Source organism: Arthrobacter sp. Y3223065 (assembly GCF_059090885.1).
This window is the reverse complement of the sequence record NZ_JBNHGC010000005.1, coordinates 260,024-275,990: the sequence shown is the minus strand read 5'-3', so window position 1 is coordinate 275,990 and position 15,967 is coordinate 260,024. Positions and strand designations below refer to the sequence as shown.

At 67.1% G+C, this 15,967-nt stretch carries 14 protein-coding genes; 7 read left to right on the top strand and 7 right to left on the bottom strand.

The features are described from left to right. Positions 1-234 precede the first annotated feature (234 nt). The gene (locus AC5RUK_RS14660; RefSeq protein WP_494152620.1) at positions 235-837 is read right to left on the bottom strand and encodes a biotin transporter BioY; all 603 of its coding nucleotides are present in this window, start codon (positions 835-837) and stop codon (positions 235-237) included. Between the two features lie 154 nt (positions 838-991). Between AC5RUK_RS14660 and AC5RUK_RS14655 the strand changes: the two genes are divergently transcribed. Together AC5RUK_RS14655 and AC5RUK_RS14650 are read left to right on the top strand one after the other, a co-directional pair. Next, positions 992-2,626: a LuxR C-terminal-related transcriptional regulator gene (locus tag AC5RUK_RS14655; RefSeq protein WP_494152619.1), complete on the top strand. Its 1,635-nt coding sequence runs from the start codon at positions 992-994 to the stop codon at positions 2,624-2,626. Between the two features lie 130 nt (positions 2,627-2,756). Next, a complete protein-coding gene (locus tag AC5RUK_RS14650; protein ID WP_494152618.1) occupies positions 2,757-3,845 on the top strand; it encodes a class I SAM-dependent methyltransferase in 1,089 nt (362 codons plus the stop codon). A gap of 105 nt (positions 3,846-3,950) precedes the next feature. Here the strand turns inward: AC5RUK_RS14650 and AC5RUK_RS14645 are convergent, their stop codons facing one another. After that, entirely contained in the window at positions 3,951-4,937 is a 987-nt protein-coding gene (locus AC5RUK_RS14645) for an LLM class flavin-dependent oxidoreductase (protein ID WP_494152617.1), read from the bottom strand. 160 nt (positions 4,938-5,097) lie between these two features. On the opposite strand from AC5RUK_RS14645, the gene AC5RUK_RS14640 reads away from it, so the two are divergent. After that, entirely contained in the window at positions 5,098-5,742 is a 645-nt protein-coding gene (locus tag AC5RUK_RS14640; RefSeq protein WP_494152616.1) for an SAM-dependent methyltransferase, read from the top strand. Here AC5RUK_RS14640 and AC5RUK_RS14635 read toward each other — a convergent pair. Next, positions 5,739-5,927 (bottom strand): DUF1918 domain-containing protein, encoded by a 189-nt coding sequence (locus tag AC5RUK_RS14635; protein ID WP_494107353.1) that lies wholly within the window; start codon positions 5,925-5,927, stop codon positions 5,739-5,741. The genes AC5RUK_RS14640 and AC5RUK_RS14635 overlap by 4 nt on opposite strands. A 54-nt stretch (positions 5,928-5,981) precedes the next feature. Further along, positions 5,982-6,533 carry an acyl-CoA thioesterase gene (locus AC5RUK_RS14630; RefSeq protein WP_494152615.1) on the bottom strand — a complete coding sequence of 184 codons (552 nt, stop codon included), beginning with the start codon at positions 6,531-6,533 and terminating at the stop codon, positions 5,982-5,984. Between the two features lie 83 nt (positions 6,534-6,616). Between AC5RUK_RS14630 and AC5RUK_RS14625 the strand changes: the two genes are divergently transcribed. Beyond that, the gene (locus AC5RUK_RS14625) at positions 6,617-6,820 is read left to right on the top strand and encodes a hypothetical protein (protein ID WP_494152614.1); all 204 of its coding nucleotides are present in this window, start codon (positions 6,617-6,619) and stop codon (positions 6,818-6,820) included. Positions 6,821-6,897: 77 nt separating this feature from the next. Here the strand turns inward: AC5RUK_RS14625 and AC5RUK_RS14620 are convergent, their stop codons facing one another. Next, positions 6,898-8,661: a BCCT family transporter gene (locus tag AC5RUK_RS14620; protein WP_494129216.1), complete on the bottom strand. Its 1,764-nt coding sequence runs from the start codon at positions 8,659-8,661 to the stop codon at positions 6,898-6,900. Between the two features lie 96 nt (positions 8,662-8,757). On the opposite strand from AC5RUK_RS14620, the gene AC5RUK_RS14615 reads away from it, so the two are divergent. Continuing rightward, the gene (locus tag AC5RUK_RS14615; RefSeq protein WP_493989790.1) at positions 8,758-9,381 is read left to right on the top strand and encodes a cob(I)yrinic acid a,c-diamide adenosyltransferase; all 624 of its coding nucleotides are present in this window, start codon (positions 8,758-8,760) and stop codon (positions 9,379-9,381) included. A 58-nt stretch (positions 9,382-9,439) separates the two neighbouring features. Then, positions 9,440-10,228 carry an IclR family transcriptional regulator gene (locus tag AC5RUK_RS14610; protein WP_494152613.1) on the top strand — a complete coding sequence of 263 codons (789 nt, stop codon included), beginning with the start codon at positions 9,440-9,442 and terminating at the stop codon, positions 10,226-10,228. 80 nt (positions 10,229-10,308) lie between these two features. On the opposite strand, the gene AC5RUK_RS14605 is transcribed toward AC5RUK_RS14610, so the two are convergent. Beyond that, entirely contained in the window at positions 10,309-12,207 is a 1,899-nt protein-coding gene (locus tag AC5RUK_RS14605) for an ABC transporter ATP-binding protein (RefSeq protein WP_494152664.1), read from the bottom strand. Between the two features lie 137 nt (positions 12,208-12,344). Then, positions 12,345-14,078 carry an ABC transporter ATP-binding protein gene (locus AC5RUK_RS14600; RefSeq protein ID WP_494152612.1) on the bottom strand — a complete coding sequence of 578 codons (1,734 nt, stop codon included), beginning with the start codon at positions 14,076-14,078 and terminating at the stop codon, positions 12,345-12,347. Positions 14,079-14,313: 235 nt separating this feature from the next. On the opposite strand from AC5RUK_RS14600, the gene putP reads away from it, so the two are divergent. Further along, on the top strand, positions 14,314-15,825 hold the full coding sequence (putP, locus tag AC5RUK_RS14595) for a sodium/proline symporter PutP (RefSeq protein WP_494152611.1): 1,512 nt from the start codon (positions 14,314-14,316) through the stop codon (positions 15,823-15,825). The last annotated feature ends 142 nt before the right edge of the window (positions 15,826-15,967 follow it).

The window sequence follows — 15,967 nt, the reverse complement described above, 5'->3', positions numbered from 1 at the left end:
CGCTGCATCTTCTCTCCACTCGAGTGCGCAGGGGAACACATGTCCGTGAACTGCTTGGTGGAACAGGCGTCAGGGAGCCAGCCCGGGACTGGTCCCGCCGGCCCACAGACAACCACGCCGACCCACAGAAGACGACGCCGGCACCCGGGTGAGGAACGAATCCCCGCCCGGGCACCGGCGTCGTGCTATGAAGTTGTCCGGCTGCAGCGGGCGCGATGCCTGCCGCCCCACGCGCTAGACGCGGGCAGAGTCCTTGGGCAGGCGGGCCGCCAGCTTCCACGCGGCCGGCATGACGGCTGCCGCGATCAGCGACTTCACGATGCCGCCGATGATGAACGGGTACAGGCCCCACTCGAGGGTCTGCTGCAGGTCGGCGCCCAGGGAAATGGCCAGCCAGGCCATGCCAAAGACGAAGGTGATCACGGTCCCGGCCAAGAACGACACCGTGGCGCCCAGGAACTTCTTGTCCCAGTTGCGCTTGGCCAGCCAACCGGTCAGCCCCGCGGCGGCGATAAAGCCCACCAGGTAGCCGCCGGTCGGGCCCACGGCGGCGGCCAGGCCGGAGGATGCGTCGCTGAACACCGGCATGCCGGCCACGCCCGCCACCCAGTACAGCGCCATCGACAGCATGCCGCGGACCGGGCCCAGCGTGCTGCCGACCAGCAGGACGGCCAGGGTCTGGCCGGTGATCGGGACCGGCCACAGCGGTACAGCCAGCTGCGCCATCACGGCGGTCAGGCCGGCCCCGCCGACAACCAGCGCGGTGTTGGCCAGGGCGGTGCTGGGGACGAGGGCGTCGGCCAGGACACCCTGACGCGCGACGGCGGCTGAACTCATGTTTGCTCCTTTTCGGGGGATATTCCCTGCGGAAACTGCTGATCCGGTTTCGGCACCACTGTACCGGCAGCCCTCCGCGGCGGCGCCGTTTATGGCGATGATTACGCGGTTCCCTGCAGGCTGCAGGAGGACTACCCTGAAAGGCAGGAGCGCTATGGAGCCAATCGAAACACTGCTGGCTACTGCACGCGATGCCTACGCGCGCGGGGAATGGCGCCCAGCCTATGACGGATTCGAGAAGGCCCGCAGCCTCTCGCCGCTGGACGTGGAGGATCTGGCCCGGCTTGGCGATGCCGCCTGGTGGGTGGGGGATGTCCGCGAATCGGTAGTGGACTCCGAGGAGGTTTTCCACCGCTACGAGAACGACGGCGAGAAGCTCTCCGCCGCTATGAAGGCCCTGGATCTGGGGCTGCTGTGGACACTGCGCGGGGACCTGATGATCGCCTCCGGCTGGATCAACCGGGCCAGGCGCATGCTGCTGGATGCCCCGGAGAGCCCGGTCCACGGTTACCTGCTGTATCTGGACACCGTCAACGCGCTGCTGTTCGCCGAAGACCCGGAGCCGGCCCTGGCCGCGGTCGATGAACTGCAGCAGATGGGGCGGAGGTTCAACGCACCCGTGCTGCATTCCTTCAGTCTCACCCTGGTAGGTTTGGCCGATCTGCGAGCGGGGCGGACCGCTTCGGGGTTCGCGGCCTTGGACGAGGCGATGCTCCCGGTCCTGGCCGGGCAGGTGCCACCCACCTGGGCGGGAGACATCTACTGCACAGTCCTCCACGCCTGCTACCAGCTGGCCGACCTGCCGCGGATGCGGGCATGGACCGAAGCCACCGAGCGTTGGTGCGAGCAACTGGCGGGCGGCATGGTCTATTCCGGCGTGTGCCATATCCACCGGCTCCAGATCCGCAGCATAGAAGGCAATTGGGACGGGGTGGAACGCGAGATTGCCCAAAGCAGCCTGGAGCTGGCGGACCGAAACGTGTGGGCCGCCGGCGAAGGTTACTACCAACTCGGCGAGCTGCGCCGGCTGCGCGGCGACCTGCAAGGTGCCACCGAGTCCTATGCCAAGGCGCGCGACCTGGGTGTTGAACCACAGCCCGGCGAGGCCAAATTGCTGGCCGCTCGCGGAAATGTCGACGCCGCGTGGGCCGGCCTGGCAGCGGCACTGGAATCCAGTGATCGGCTGGCCCGGGCGCAAATGCTGCTCCCCGCCGTAGAACTCGCGGTGCAGATGCATCTGCTGGCGGAAGCCGAGGAATACTGCCGCGAACTGGAGCAAGCGGCCAGTGACTTCAGCAGCCCCGGTTTCCTGGCCTGGGCCCGGCACGCCCGCGGCGTCCTGCTGTTTTCCGGCGGCCAGGCCGCGCAGGCCCTCTCCATGCTGAGGTCGGCGCTGCAGGGTTATCGTTCCCTGCACCACCGACACGACACTGCCCGCGTCTACGAACTGCTCGCTGCCGCACGCCGGGAACTGAACCAGCCGGATGCCGCGGCTTCCGAGGCAGCCATCGCCCTGGCCATCTACCGGGAACTTGGCGCGGAACCCGATGTGCGCCGCTTGGACGGGCAAAAGTCCCCGGGCGGATTGACCGACCGCGAAGCCGAGGTGCTGGCATGCATCGCCCGCGGCGCCACCAACAAGGAAACCGCGGCGGAGCTGTTCATCAGCCAAAAGACGGTGGGCCGGCATCTGGCCAACATCTTCCTGAAGATCGGCGTCTCGTCCCGCACCGCGGCCGCGGCGTGGGCCCACGAGCACGGCATCACCGCTCCCTTGGCGCGGCACTGACGCCTGCATCTTTTGCCCCATCCGCGCCGCCCGAACCCACAGAACTTGCCCGATGTTCCGGCTGCCGCCGGCTCCCTACCGTGGAATTCAGCAGGCAGCAGGTGCCTGCTTCCAGACCACGGGAGAAGTTATGACCACCATCCAGGAAACTGCCGGGCAGTTCGACACCGAGGCCGCCGAAGCCTTCGTGCAGCGCTGCCTGACCATCCTGAACGACGGCGCGCTGGCCATGCTGGCCAGCATCGGACACCAGACCGGGCTGTTCGACACCCTGGCGGCGTTGCCGCCGGCCACCAGCCAGCAGATCGCGGACGCCGCGGAGCTGGACGAGCGCTACGTGCGCGAATGGCTCAACGGCCTGTCCGCGTCGCAAGTGGTTGTCTACGACCCGGTTGCCCGCACCTACCGGCTGCCGGCCGAACACGCCGCCTCGCTGACCAGGGCCGCCGGCCCGGACAACGTGGCGCGGCTGCTTCAGTACATCCCGCTGCTCGGCGGCGTGGAGGAAGGGGTCGTCGCCGCATTCCGCCAGGGCGGCGGGCTGTCCTATGCCGACTATCCGCGCTTCCACCAGCTGATGTCGGAGGAAAGCTCGGCGGTTTTCGACGCCGGGCTGATCGAGGAGATCCTGCCGCTGGCCGACGGGCTGGTCGAACGCCTGCGCCGGGGCATCGACGTGGCCGACGTCGGCTGCGGCAGCGGGCACGCCATCAACCTGATGGCGCAGGCGTTTCCCGCCAGCCGGTTCACCGGCTACGACTTCTCGTCAGAGGGAATCGCCCGGGCACGGCAGGAAGCGGCGCGCATGGGCCTGCAGAATGCCTCGTTCGAGGTCCGGGACGTCGCCGAGCTGAATGAACCGGGACGGTTTGACCTGGTCACCGCCTTCGACGCCATCCACGACCAGGCCCAGCCGGCGCGCGTGCTCGGCGAAGTCCACGCGGCCCTGCGGTCCGGCGGAACCTTCCTGATGGTGGACATGAAGGCCTCCAGCAATGTGGAGGACAACGTGTCGCTGCCCTGGGCGGGCTTCCTCTACACCATTTCGGTGATGCACTGCATGAGCGTTTCGTTGGGCCAGGGTGGCGCGGGACTGGGCACCGTCTGGGGCCAGCAGCTCGCCCTGTCCATGCTGGCGGATGCGGGCTTTTCCGGGACGGTGGTCAAGGACGTCGAGCAGGACCCGTTCAACACCTACTACATCGCGGCCAAACAGTAACCCCGACGGCGGCTCACCCAGTGAACGCCGAGTGGGCACCCCGGCCGCAACCGGCCGCCACTCCGGCCTGGCCGGCACCGGCTCAGCCGGTCAGGTCCGCGCGGCTCAGGCCGCCAGCCCGGCGGCCTGGGCCGTCAGCTCCAGCGCGCGCAGCCGCTGCGCGACGGTCGGCGCCTGGAACGCCACGATCAGTTCGTCGGCGCCGGCGTGCTTGGCGAAGCCTTCCAGGTATTCCGCCACCGCATCGGGCGTCCCGACGGCCGAGTACTTGACCATCTGCTCCACGTGCTGGCCCTGCGGCGAGTCAAGGATGAGGTCCGCTTCCTCGTCGGTGAACGTCCGGTCGCGGCCGAACAGCAGCGAGACCCGGCTGCGCCGGACAATCCGGAACTGCTCCTGCGCTTCCTCATTGCTGTCCGCGGCGATGGCGTTCACGCCGGCGATCACGTAAGGCTCGGCGAGTTGCTCCGAGGGCTGGAACTCGCGGCGGTACGCGGACACGGCGTCCTGCAGCGCATTGGGTGCGAAGTGCGAGGCGAACGAGTACGGCAGCCCCAGCGCAGCGGCCAGTTTGGCACCAAACAGCGAGGAGCCCAGGATGTACAGCGGCACGTTGGTGCCCTTGCCCGGTGTCGCATCCACGCCCTTGATGCGCGTCTGCCCGGTCAGGTAGCCCTGCAGTTCCAGCACGTCCTGCGGGAAGGATTCGGCGCTCATCGGATCACGGCGCAGCGCCCGCAGGGTGTTCTGGTCGCTGCCCGGCGCGCGGCCCAGGCCAAGGTCGATCCGTCCCGGGTGGAGCGCTTCCAGCGTGCCGAACTGCTCGGCGATGGTCAGCGGGGCATGGTTCGGAAGCATGATGCCGCCGGCACCGAGGCGGATGCTGTTGGTATGCGCTGCCACGTGGGCAATCAGCACGCTGGTGGCCGAGGACGCGATCGACGCCATGTTGTGGTGCTCGGCGTACCACACCCGCCGGTAGCCCAGCTCCTCCGCCCGCTGCGCCAAGGACACGCTGCCGGCAAGGCTTTCACCCACGGTTTCGTTGCTGCCGATGGTTGCCAAGTCAAGGATGGACAGGGGTATGTTCACGTCGGCGGAGCCTTTCGTTGCGGGACGCCCACGGTGGTTGCCGCGGGCACACATCCTGCACAACGACGGCGGTGCCCGTCTTTATTTCTTCCCTCCCGCCTGTGGGGGCCGGCTACACGCCCGTCGCCGCCGAAACCACACGGGCGTAGAGTCTGCAGGCATGGAGCATCATCACGACCGCAGGGAAGAGCCCGACCAGTTCTGGGAATCCTTCTACAGCCAACGGGACCAGGTGTGGAGCGGCCAGCCCAACGCCATGCTGGTCCGCGAGGTCTCCGGCCTGCGGCCAGGCACCGCCTTGGAACTGGGTTGCGGCGAGGGCGCGGACGCCATCTGGCTCGCCGGCAAGGGGTGGCTGGTCACCGGACTCGACGTGTCCGGGCTCGCGCTGCAACGGGCGGCCAGGCACGCCGATGAAGCCGGAGTCGCGGACCGCGTCCGGTGGCTCCGGCAGGACCTGGCCCGCTGGGAACCGCAGGAGAGCTACGACCTGGTCTGCGCCCAGTTCCTGCACTCGCCGGTCGAGCTGCCCAGGAACGCCATCCTCACCACGGCGACCCGCGCGGTCGCACCCGGCGGCACGTTGCTGGTCGTCGGCCACGAATCGTTTCCGCCCTGGTCCGGGCATCCGGAGCCGGAAGAACCGCTGCCCACCGCCGCGGAACTGGCCGACGAGCTGGGACTCGATTACCCCGACTGGGCCCTCGACACGCTCGACTCCGTCCCCCGCGAGGTCACGAACCCGGACGGGCAGACCGCCACGATCACCGACAGCGTCCTGCGCGCCCGGCGGCTGGCGGGCTAACCTGCAGCCGGTTCGATGCTGCAGTCGGTGCCCGGGAAGACGATACTTTCATGGCCGTCGTCGAACCTCACGAAGTAGGGCGGGGCACCGTCGTCGCCCCTGACCTCGATGACTTCACCGTGCCGGTCCGCCGATTCCACGGTCCTGCCCCTGATGACGATGCGGTCTCCGGGTGCTGCGATCATGACCGCTCACCTCCTTTCCCATAGCGTAGGGGAACAGGTCGTCTCCGACCAGAGTCAGCGGACCCAGCGGTGCGGCGCGGGACGGCGGGTGCTGGGCAGGGCGTTGTTCTCCCGCCACTCATGCAGCCATTCGGGCAGGATTAGGTCGGCCGGCGGCTGCTGGCCGGCGGCCGCGAAGATTTCTTCAGTGGCGACCGGCCCCTGCTTCGAAACCAGCCGGGTGGCGATGTAGGCGCGGGCATATATTTCGCCGGCGGACACCATGCGCTGCTCGAAAAAGATGGCACGGTCGTCGAAACCGATGATCCGGGTTTCGATGCTGTAGCGCTGGCCGAGGGTGAGCGATTTACGGAAGGCAATGGTCTCCGCGCCGACCACCGGCGACCAGCCGTTGCGGCGGAAGATGTTCCACACGCCGGCGCGCACCATCAGCTCAAAGCGGCCCAGGTCCATCAGCGAGAAATACATCCCGTTGTTGACGTGCATGGCGATGTCGATGTCGGTGGGCAGCACGCGCAGGGACAGCGTGGCTGAATCCCAGATGCCGAGGGCGGGCCGGCGGCGGGCCGTCAACAGCAGCAGGAGGGTCCGGAAGATCAAATGCATGCCGCCATGTTACCCGCAGGTAACTTATCGGTGCCGCAACGCGTCCCGTCAGGCCACGACACTGCGGACAAAAAACGCCCCCCGTGCCCACGGTTCGGCACCGGGCAGCTGGCCTAAACACACCGACCGACGCCGTCTTCGACGTCCGCGCCGTCGTCCAGCAGGGCCACCGGGAGTTGGACACCAACGCCGTGCCGGCCTTCCTGTTTCCGCGGAAAGGGCCGTTCGGCCTGAAGGACTACGAAAAGGTTTTCACGCCCGACCTGGCGTCCGGAGAAGGGGTCTAGTCCCCCCAGGCCGCACTGAGGACTAAAGGGGCGGGACCGGCGTCGCGACGCCGGTCCCGCCCCCTGGCTTGTCCCGGCTACGGGTGGTGTCCGTGTTTTTTGCCGTCACCGAGGTCCTCCGGCAGTCCCCCCGCGGGATGGTCGGGGCCGCCGGAACCATTGATGCGCTCCGGCTGTCCGGCCTGAACGACGGGCGTCTCAGACGTCAAGGGCACCGCAAACGGCACGTTGCTGGGGACGCTGACGGCTCCGCGCACCGGGCCCATGCGCCGCTGCCGCAGCGGATCCCGGCGCAAGTCCACGTACAGCGAGAGGCATAGCCCGACCATGATCAGCACGAAGGGCGTTGAGGCCAGGATGGTGAACGTCTGCAGCGCGTCAAGTCCGCCGACGAACAACAGCACGGCCGCGACGGTACCGGTGAGAACGCCCCAGAGGATGACCAGCGGTTTCCACGGCTCCTTTCGGCCACGGGAGGAAAGCGTTCCCAGCACGACGGCGCCGGCATCGGCGCCGCTGACGAAAAACACCGCAGTCAGCACCATCACCACGATGGCTGCGCCGATAAAGAACGGATAGTTCTGCAGGGTCGCGAAGAAGCCGGCCGCCTCGTCTCCGGTCCCGGCAATGTCTTCACCGCCCAACTGCAGGTGGATACCCGCACCGCCGAACACGGAGAACCAGACAACGCTCACGGCGGTGGGGACCAGCAGCACGCCCAGGACGAACTCCTTGATCGTCCGCCCGCGGGAGATCTTGGCGATGAACGTGCCCACGAAGGGGGTCCAGGAGATCCACCAGGCCCAGTAGAAGATGGTCCAGTTGGCCAGCCACTCGGTGCCGCCGAAGACGGCCGAGTGGAAGCTCATGGGGACGAGGTTGGCCAGGTAGTCGCCGATCGCGGCAGGGACCAGGTCAAGGATGAAGACGGTGGGACCCAGCACGAAGACGAACAGCAGCAGCACCGCGGCCAGCACCATGTTCGTGTTGCTCAGCCACTTGATGCCGCGGGCAACGCCGCTGGCCGCCGAAATCACCACGCCCACGGTCAGCACGCAGATGATCAGGATCGGAGCCGCGACTCCGGGGTTCTCCTCGAACCGGCCGGTCCGCAGCAGCGACAGGCCGGCGGCAATCTGCAGTGCACCCAGGCCCAGCGAGGTGGCTGAGCCGAATTTGGTACAGATGATCGCCAGGATGTCGATCGGCTTGCCCCAGCCCTTTTTCTCGATCCGTTCCTTGCCGAAGATCGCCTGGAAGGGCGAACTCATCAGGTTGCCGCGGCCCATCCGGTACGTCGAATAGGCCAGTGCCAGGCCAACGACCGAGTAGATGGCCCACGGGTGCAGGCCCCAGTGGAAGAGCGTGTAGGCCATGGCGCTGTTCGCGGCCTCGGGGGATCCAGGTGCCGCGTCCACGAAGGGGGGCGGCGAGGCCAGATGGGTGACCGGTTCGTAGACGCCGAAGAACATCAAACCGATCCCCATGCCGGCGCTGAACATCATGGCAATCCACGACATCGTGGAGAACTCGGTTGTTTCGCCCTCCCGCGCGAGCGGAATGTTGCCATACCGGCCGAAAGCCAGCACCAGCGAAAAGACCACGAAGCCGGTGGCGCCGAGGATGAACAACCAGCCGAAAGAGTTGGTCACCCAGCCGAGAATGGATCCGGTTACTTCGGTCACCTGCTGCGTAAAGAAAACGCCCAGCAGGCAGATGGCAACAATAATGCCGCCGGAAACGAAGAAAACCGTCTTGTCGACGGTATTCCAGCCCCGCTGCCCGTCGTCACCCGTATCCTGGGAGACCGTCGGCAAGGGGCCGGTAAATTCGCTGCTCATCATGATCCTCACTGTTGTCACCGGTTGTGCGCATGCTGCGCCCCGGGCTTCCTGCGGCTCTTCGATGTCAAACGTCCCGTCAGTATGATGGCAGGCATGAGTGGAGATGGCGACTTTCAAAGGGATGACCAGACCCGGATGGACCACTATGGAGACACCGGGTACACCGACTTCGGCAGCCACGGCGAGGTGTCCAAGAACGACCCGAGGGTTGTCGGGCATGCCGAAGTGGATGCCGCAAACGCCGCGGTGGCCGTGGCCATGGCGAGCGGGGGGGTGTCCCCGGAGGTCAGCGCCATGCTGGTCAGCGTCCAGAACGATTTGTTCGACCTGATGGCCGACCTGCTGGTGCCGTATCGTGGCAATCACCCTGCGGACGCCCGCATCATTCCCGAGCATGTGGAGCGGCTGGAACGCGCCATCGAGCACTTCAGGCAGGAAGCCAAGGACCTCAGCGGCATGCTGCTGCCGGGCGGAACCCTCTCCGCTGCGCTGCTGTACCAGGCCCGTACGGCGGTGCGCCGCGCCGAACGCGCGGTCTGGGCAGCACTGGACGAGTACGGCGACGTCGTGAATTCCGAGGCGGGCCGTTACCTCAACCGGCTCTCCGGACTGCTCTTCGTGATGGCCCGGGTGGCCAACGCCGAGCACGGGGACGTGATGTGGGTCCCGGAATCCTCCGTTCGCGGCGTCCTCGAGGACCAGTCCGGCACCGAGTAGTGCTACGCGGGGTGTAACCGCCGTCGCGACGCATTGGTCCGGGGTATCCTCGACGGTGATGAGCATCACCTCCGCCGAGCCCGCAACCGGGGCCAAGACCGAGCCGTCCGTGCGTACCTTGGCGCGCGGCCTGTCCGTGTTGAGCGTCTTCGATGACGGGCACCCGCAGATGCGGGCCGCCGAGATTGCCGCCCGTGCCGGCCTCAACCGTGCCGCCACCGCGCGGGTGCTGCGGACACTGGTCTACCTTGGTTATCTGCGCTGCCGCGACGACCGGTACTCGTTGACCCATCAGGCGCTGGAGCTGGGCCACGGCTACCTCTCCGGTTCTCCGCTGGTCCGCGCCTCCCGGACGGCGGTCCAGTGGCTGACGGAGGAATTTAGCGAACCGTGCACTGCGGGCGTGCTGGCCGGCGGCGACGTCATCTGCATCGCAGCCACCCGCGTTCCCGGGATGATCCGCGCCGGGCTGACGGTCGGCATCCAAATTCCCGCGCACGCCTCGTCGATGGGCAAGGTGCTGGTGGCCGGACTGCGCGGGGACGACTTCCGGTCCGCCGTCGACGGCAGCCTCAGCAGGCTGACCGAGCAGACGATCGACAGCACCTGGCGTTTCCGGCAGGAGATCGAGCGGGTCCGGCGGCAGGGCTACGCGGTCAACGACAGCGAGCTGCAGCCGGGCCACCGCACCGTGTCCGTGCCCATCCGCGACGCCGCCGGAGCGGTGGTCGCCGCCGTCGGGGTCAACATGCTGGCCACCCCGGACACACTGGACGCCGCCACCGCGGCCCACCTCCCGCTGCTGTACCGCGCCGCGGAGCGGATCACTGAAAGCGCCACGCGCTAAGAGCCCGACGGCGGGGCCTGCGGGCGGTGCGGGATGCGCCCGCAGCGGGCACCGCCGTCGTCGTCCTCCGCTTCAGGGGATCAGGACACCGGATCCGCGGCCGCCGCGAACTGCGACATGTACAGCCGGTAGTACGGGCCTTCGGCCGCCAGCAGCGCCGTGTGGTTGCCCTGCTCCACGATCTTGCCGTCCTCCATCACCAGGATCACGTCGGCGTCCCGGATGGTGGAGAGCCGGTGCGCAATGACGAAGCTAGTGCGGTCCGTGCGCAGCGCGGCCATGGCGTGCTGGACGAGCAGTTCCGTGCGGGTGTCCACCGAACTGGTGGCCTCATCCAGGATCAGCAGCGACGGGTTCGCCAGGAACGCGCGCGCGATGGTGATCAGCTGCTTCTCACCGGCGGAGACGTTGTTGCCCTCTTCGTCGATCACCGTGTCATAGCCGTCCGGGAGCGCCCGCACGAAGCGGTCCACGTAGGTGGCCTTGGCCGCCGCCATGACTTCTTCCTCGGTGGCGTCCAGGTTGCCGTAGCGGATGTTCTCGTAGATGGAGCCGCCGAACAGCCAGGCGTCCTGCAGCACCATGCCCACCTTGGAGCGCAGTTCGGCGCGGCTGAGGGCGGTGATGTCCACGCCGTCGAGGGTGATGCGGCCGGCATCCAGTTCGTAGAAGCGCATCACCAGGTTCACCAACGTCGTCTTGCCCGCGCCCGTCGGCCCCACGATCGCCACCGTTTCGCCCGGCCGCGCGGCGAAGGAGAGGTCCTCGATCAGCGGCTTGTCGGGGCTGTAGCTGAAGCTGACGTTGTGGAACTGGACCTGCCCTTCGGTTTGGGCAGGCAGCGATGCGGTGGCGGTGTCCGGAGCCTGCTCGTCGGCGTCGAGCAGTTCGAAGACGCGCTCGGCCGAGGCTACGCCGGACTGCAGCATGTTGGCCATGCCCGCCATCTGGCCCAGCGGCTGGTTGAATTCCCGCGAGTACTGGATGAACGCCGTGGCATCGCCCAGGGTCATGGAACCGGACGCCACGCGCAGGCCGCCCACCACGGCGATGCCCACGTAGCTCAGGTAGGAGATGAACTGCATGACCGGCATGATCATGCCGGAGACGAACTGAGCACCGAACGAGGCCTTGTAGAGCTCCTCATTCTTCTCGTCGAACTGTTCCACCGCCTGCTGCTCGCGGCCGAAGGCGCGGACCAGATCATGGCCGCTGAACGATTCCTCGATGTGCCCGTTGAGCGCTCCGGTGTTCTTCCATTGCGCGGTGAACAGCTTCTGGCTGCGGGTGCCGATGAGGCCGGCCCCCACGGCGGAAAGCGGCAAGGCAATCAGGGCGATCAGGGCCAGCTGCCAGGAGACGATGAACATCATGATGGTGATGCCGAGCAGGCTCAGCGCGGACATGATCAGCTGCGCGAAAGCCTGCTGCAGCGCCTGCTGGATGTTGTCGACGTCGTTGGTCACCCGGGAGAGCATGTCGCCGCGCTGGCGGGTGTCGAAGTAGTTCAGCGGCAGCCGGTTCAGCTTGGCTTCCACGTCGCGGCGCAGCCCGAAGACCACCCGCATGACGATTTGGTTCAGCAGCCAACCCTGCAGCCACATGAACAGCGAGGCGACGACGTACATCCCCAGCACCAGCAGGATCAGGTTGCCCAGCAGCTGGAAGTCGATGCCCACACCGGGGATCAGTTCCATGCCGCTGAGCATGTCGGCAAACTGGTCCTGGCCCTGGGCGCGGAGCCCGGTGATGACTTCTTCCTGGCTGGCGCCGGCGGGCAGGTTCGCGCCGATCGCGCCGCTGAAGATGACGTCCATCGCGTTGCCCAGCACCTTGGGCGCAATCACGTTAAGCACAACTGCCACCAGCACCATGCCCAGCACCAGGATGATCCCGGCCTTCTCCGGCTTCAGCAGCCCGAACAGGCGCTTGGCGGACGGCCAGAAGTGCTGGGCCTTGCGGACCGGCGTCCCGGTCATGAAATCCTGGTCGGCCTCGCCCGGCTGGAACTGTTCTTCCAGCACCTCGGCCTCGGCCTCGGCGGCGGCTCCCGGCGTTGGCGCCGTCACGGGGTCCGGCCCGGCGGCGACCTCGGCCGGGGCTTCCTTGTCCGGCGTCATGCCGCTTCCTCCACCGCAGTCTGGGATTGAACAATTTCCTGATAGGTTTCCGAGCTTTCCAGCAGCTGCCCGTGGGTGCCGCGGGCCACGATTTGTCCGTGCTCCATCACCAGGATCTGGTCCGCGTCGATGATGGTGGCCACGCGCTGGGCGACGATGATCACCGTCGCGTCGCCAGTGGTCCCCTTCAGCGCCGCCCGCAGCCTGGCGTCGGTTGCCACATCCAGCGCGGAGAACGAGTCGTCGAACAGGTAGACCTTGGGCTTGGCCACCAGCGCGCGGGCAATGCACAGCCGTTGGCGCTGGCCGCCCGAAACGTTGGTGCCGCCCTGCGAGAGCGCGGACTGAAGCCCCGTGTCCTTGGCGCGGATGAAGTCCTCCGCCTGGGCCACCCGCAGCGCCTCCCAGAGTTCTTCATCCGTGGCGTGCGGGTCGCCGAACCGCAGGTTGTGTGCCACCGTGCCGGAGAACAGGTACGGCCGCTGGGGCACCAGCGCCACGCGGTCCGTGATGTCGGTGCGCTCCATCCGGGTGACCGGAACGCCGTCAATCAGCACCTGACCGCTGTCGGCGTCGAACAGCCGCGGCAGCATGCTGATCAGCGTCGTTTTGCCCGCGCCGGTGCTGCCGATGATCGCCGTGGTCTGCCCCGGCCGGGCGGTGAAGCTGATGTTGCGCAACACCGGCTCTTCGGCGCCCGGATAGGCGTAGGTGACGTCGCGGAACTCGACGACGCCGGCGGGTTCCCGGGCTTTCTGCGGCTCGTCGGGTTCATGCACGGAGGGCTCGACGTCGAGCACTTCACCAATGCGTTCGGCACAGACCGAGGCCCGCGGGATCATCATCGCCATGAAGGTGCCCATCATCACCGCCATGAGGATCTGCAGCAGGTACTGCAGGAAAGCGGTCAGGGCGCCCACCTGCATCTCGCCCGCGTCCACGCGCAGGCCGCCGAACCACAGCACTGCCGCCGTGGCGAGGTGCAGGATCATGCCGATTGAGGGGAACATCAGCACGAACAGGTTGCCGACCGAGAGCGAGACATCGGTCAGTTCCCGGTTGGCCTTCTCGAAGCGCTGGGCTTCGTAGGGCTCGCGGACAAACGCCCGGACCACGCGGATGCCGGTAATCTGCTCGCGGAGCACGCCGTTGATGTTGTCGATCTTCGTTTGCATCATGCGGAAGAGCGGCATCAGCTTCCATACCAGCACACCGACGACGACGAACAGCAGCGGCACCGACGCCCACACCAACCATGACAGCTGGAGGTCCTCGCGCAGCGCCATGATGATGCCGCCGACGCACATGATGGGTGCCATCACCATGAAGTTCAGGCCCATCAGCACGAGCATCTGCACCTGCTGCACGTCGTTGGTGCCGCGGGTGATCAGGCTGGGCGCGCCGAATCGTCCTACCTCGCGGGCGGAGAACCCCGTGACCTTGTGGAAAATGCCGCGGCGGAGGTCACGGCCCATGGCCATTGCGGCCTTGGAGCCGAAATAGACCCCGGCGATCGCGGCGGCCACCTGAATAAAGCTGACGACCAGCATGAGGCCGCCGGTGCCCCAGATGTAGTCGGTGTCGCCGCGGGCCACGCCCTCGTCAATGATCTGGGCGTTCAAGCTCGGCAGGTACAGCGCAGCGATGGTCGCAATCAGCTGCAGCACCACCACGGCGAAAACGTAGGGAAGGTAGGGGCGGCCGTAATGGCGGATGAGGCGGAGCAGCATCGGGACGTGACGCAACTTTCGGCAAAAAAGGGTGGATTGAGGCCAGATAGAGGCTACACCTTGGCCGGAGCGGCTGTAACCCGCCGCGGATGAACTTCTCCCCGCTCTTCAGAGGCACGTCGATTTCCCTGCGGTGGCCCCTCCCGGGCGACATATAGCGGCCCGTAATTGGCCACACATGTACCCCGCTGGAAGACTGAGGCGCACCAAACCGATACACGGCGGAGGAAACCTCGTGAACGACCAGATGTTCCAAATCATCGCCATGCTGATTTACATGGCGGGCATGCTGGCCATCGGCTGGTGGGCCTATCGGCGCACGAGCGATTTGGACGACTACATGCTCGCCGGCCGCGGCCTCAAGCCCGGCGTCGCGGCACTGAGTGCCGGCGCCTCGGACATGTCCGGCTGGCTGCTCATGGGCCTGCCCGGTGCCCTCTACGTGGGCGGCCTCTTTGAGGCCTGGATCGCCATCGGGCTGACCATCGGGGCCTGGCTCAACTGGAAGTTCGTTGCCCCGCGGCTGCGTGCCTACACAGAAGTATCCAACAACTCGATCACCGTTCCCAGCTTCCTGGAGAACCGGCTGAAGGACCGCTCCCGCCTGCTCCGGGTGGTCTCCGGCGTGATCATCCTGGTCTTCTTCACCTTTTATGTTTCCTCCGGCATGGTGGCCGGCGGCGTCTTCTTCGAATCCTCCTTCGGCTCCAGCTATGAGCTCGGCATGCTCGTGGTCGGCGGCGTCACGGTCCTGTACACCTTGTTCGGCGGCTTCCTCGGCGCCAGTTACACCGACGTGGCCCAGGGGCTGCTGATGTTCGCGGCCCTGCTGCTGGTTCCGATCGTTGGTGTTTTCGCCACCGGCGGCCTGGGCGCCACCATCGACTCCATCCGTGAAGTGGATCCGAGCCACCTCAGCCTGTTCACCGGTGGCGCAGTCGCTGGCATTTCAGCTGCGGCCTGGGGACTGGGCTACTTCGGTCAGCCGCACATCATTGTCCGCTTCATGGCTCTGCGCACGCCCGGCGAGGCCAAGGCCGCCCGCCGGATCGGCATCGGCTGGATGCTCATGACGGTACTCGGCGCTATTGCCACCGCGCTGGTGGGTGTGGCCTACTTCCAGCAGAACCCGGACGTCACCCTCACGGACGCCGAGTCCGCCGAATCGGTGTTCCTGGACCTGGCGCAGATTCTGTTCCACCCGCTTATCGCCGGTTTCGTGCTCGCCGCGGTGCTGGCGGCGATCATGAGCACCATCTCCTCCCAGCTGATCGTGTGCTCGTCTGCCCTGGTGGAGGACCTGTACAAGATCTTCGCCCGCAAGGACGCGCCGGCGAAGACGCAGGTGATGCTCGGCCGCATGGGCGTGCTGGTCGTCGCCCTCGTGGCGGGCATCCTCGCCTGGAGCCGCAACGACACCATCCTGGGGCTCGTGGCGTTCGCCTGGGCCGGCTTCGGTGCATCGTTCGGGCCGACCATCATCCTGTCCCTGTTCTGGCGCAAGCTCACCGTCGCCGGCGCGCTCTCCGGCATGCTGGCCGGTGCGGTCACGGTGTTCGTCTGGGGCACCTCGGCGCTCTCGGCCACCATGTACGAAATCGTCCCGGGCTTCATCCTCAACGTCGCCGTCGCCGTCGTCGTCAGCCTCTTTACGCACAAGCCCCAGCCGGACATCGAGACGGAGTTCGCCGAAGCGATTCGCCGTGCCGCCGCCGGGAAGCCGTCCATGGCCGCCGCGGAGCGCTGACCGGTTCCCGCCCAACGGACCGCACAGGTGCCTTTCCCGACGTCGGGAAAGGCACCTTTTGCATTGCGGCCCACGCGCGGCCCCGCCGTCGTCCGTCCCCCGCCAGTGCCAATCCTCGGCCGGTACCGGCCGACGAACCTCC